Below are 2297 nucleotides of genomic sequence, written 5' to 3'. Positions count from 1 at the left end.
GGTGGGGGGGATGTCGAAGGCGGCGAGGAGCCGTTCGCGGGGCGTGAGGTCGGTGCGGTCGAACACGCCGGACAGAACGGAGGGGTCGAACCGGCGCAGGTACTCGGTGACGAGTTCGTCCTTGCCGGTGAAGTGCTGGTAGGCCGTGCGCTTGGACACCTGGGCAGCCGCGCAGAGCTGGTCCATGCCGGTGCGGTTGATGCCCTGCTCGCGGAACAGCTGCTGGGACGCGCTGAGGATGCGCTCGCGGGCGCCCCGGCCGCGGCGGCGGCCCTGGGGGCCCTTCTCCAACTCCGTCACGGGTCCATGGTACCCGAGCTGGGTAACGATCGGTGTACATAGTTTGCGCCCCGGCCGCGCGCCCCGTACCGTAAGCACACAGAACGGTGTACATAACGCCGTCATCCCAGGTGCGCACGGCACCACCGACCTAAGGAGCAACATGGGAAAGCTTGACGGCAAGGTAGCGGTCATCACCGGCGGCACCACCGGCATGGCGCTTGCCGGCGCGAAGCTGTTCGTCGACGAGGGAGCGCACGTCTTCATCACCGGCCGCCGCCAGGACGCCCTGGACGAGGCCGTGAAGCAGATCGGCCGCAACGTCACCGGCGTCCAGGGCGACGCCGCCGACCTGGACGACCTGGACCGCCTGTACGACACCGTCAAGCGGGAGAAGGGCAGCCTCGACGTGCTGTGGGCCAGCGCCGGAGGGGGCGAGCCCGCCCTGCTCGGCGAGATCACCGAGGCCCAGTTCGACACCTGGTTCGGGCTCAACGCCCGCGGCACCCTGTTCACCGTCCAGAAGGCCCTCCCGCTCTTCAACGACGGCGGCTCCATCCTCATGACCGGCTCCAACGCCTCCCTCGGCGCCTTCCCCGGCTGGAGCGTCTACGCCGGCAGCAAGGCCGTCCAGCAGGCCTGGGCCCGCGTCTGGCTCAACGAGCTCAAGGACCGCCGCATCCGCGTCAACGTCCTGACCCCCGGCCAGGTCGCCACCGCCAAGCAGGAAGAACTCTTCGACGAGGCCACCAAGCGCCAGTTCGAGTCCCTCATCCCCCGCGGCCAGATGGGCCGCCCCGACGAAATCGCCACCGCCGCCCTCTTCCTCGCCTCCGACGACTCCAGCTATGTCAACGGCATGGAACTCGTCGTCGACGGCGGCACCACCGCCATCTGAGCCGGACAACGCACAACCAGGGCAGGACATCTCATGAGCAACATCAGCATCATCGGCACCGGGAACATGGCCCGCACCATCGGCGCGCGGGCGGTAGCGGGCGGCAACACCGTCGAGGTCATGGGCCGCGATCAGTCCAAGGCCGCTGACCTGGCCAAGGCTCTCGGCGGCGGCGCCACGACAGGAGAATGGGGCACCGCCCCGGCCGGGGACATCGTCATCGTGGCCCTGTTGTACGACGGCGTCGTGCCGGTCGTCGCCCAGTACGGAGACGCTCTCGCGGGCAAGGTCATCGTCGACATCAGCAATCCCTTCAACTCCACGTTCGACGGGCTTGCCCACCGCGAGGAGACCTCGATCGCGCAGGAAGTCGCCAAGGCGGCCCCGGCCAGCGCCAGCGTGGTGAAGGCGTTCAACACCATCTTCCGTCATGTCCTGGAGAAGGGTCGGCCCGACGTCTTCATCGCCGGCGATAATGCGCAGGCCAAGGCAAGTGTGGAGGCGTTCGTCGAGAGCCTCGGGCTACGCCCGCTGGACGTCGGCGGCCTGAAAATGGCGCACTGGCTGGAGGGAGCGGGCGTGGTCACGGTGGGCCTCGCCAACCACGGGGTGGGGAACTTGGACTTCGCCCTCAGCGTCACCGAACTTCCCGTCTGAGCAAACGGTTGACGGATCACCGGAAGGACTCGCCAATGACGCTTGGTCTCACATTCCCATAGCCGGGCCGCTATCAGCAGCTCCGCCTGCCGCAGCGCGTTCTGCCGCGGGATCGAGGACCTTGGCCACGACACGCTGTGGGTCGGCGATCGCCGTACCCGCCGCAGATGAAGCGTTACCTCGACCCGGTGCCGTCGCCGCGACGGCGACCAGCCGGGTGGGGCTGAATGCCAGCACTGTCACTTTCTGAAGTCGCGTGCACGGACGTCCTGGGCATTCGCGGCTCTGTGCAGAGGACTGTGAAGCACCGGATTGTCAGCAGTCCTCTGCACTACGGCGCGTTTGTTCCGTACGCGCGTGCGCGACGGTGAGGTCCGGCATGGACGGCGGCCAGGCGCAGATCATCGAACAGGCCGGTGGCGGCGGTGCCTCGGAGCGTGCGGCTGGGGGAGCGGTGGGAGGT

The 2297-nt window shown here is 68.2% G+C and carries 3 protein-coding genes; 2 read left to right on the top strand and 1 reads right to left on the bottom strand.

All coding sequences use genetic code 11. From position 1 onward, the window contains the following. Positions 1 to 300, bottom strand: a 300-nt coding sequence (locus tag C1J01_RS47680) for a TetR/AcrR family transcriptional regulator (protein WP_146616030.1), incomplete at its 3' end; no start/stop codon positions are given. A 142-nt stretch (positions 301 to 442) separates the two neighbouring features. Here C1J01_RS47680 and C1J01_RS47675 point away from each other — a divergent pair. After that, positions 443 to 1177 carry an SDR family NAD(P)-dependent oxidoreductase gene (locus tag C1J01_RS47675; RefSeq protein WP_111185720.1) on the top strand — a complete coding sequence of 245 codons (735 nt, stop codon included), beginning with the start codon at positions 443 to 445 and terminating at the stop codon, positions 1175 to 1177. Positions 1178 to 1210: 33 nt separating this feature from the next. Then, on the top strand, positions 1211 to 1834 hold the full coding sequence (locus C1J01_RS47670; protein ID WP_111185718.1) for an NADPH-dependent F420 reductase: 624 nt from the start codon (positions 1211 to 1213) through the stop codon (positions 1832 to 1834). Positions 1835 to 2297: the final 463 nt, after the last annotated feature.

Source organism: Nonomuraea aridisoli (genome assembly GCF_003236395.1).
Lineage (GTDB): Bacteria > Actinomycetota > Actinomycetes > Streptosporangiales > Streptosporangiaceae > Nonomuraea > Nonomuraea aridisoli.
Note: the sequence above shows the minus strand (reverse complement) of the source record. Positions and strands in the feature narration are given on the sequence as shown.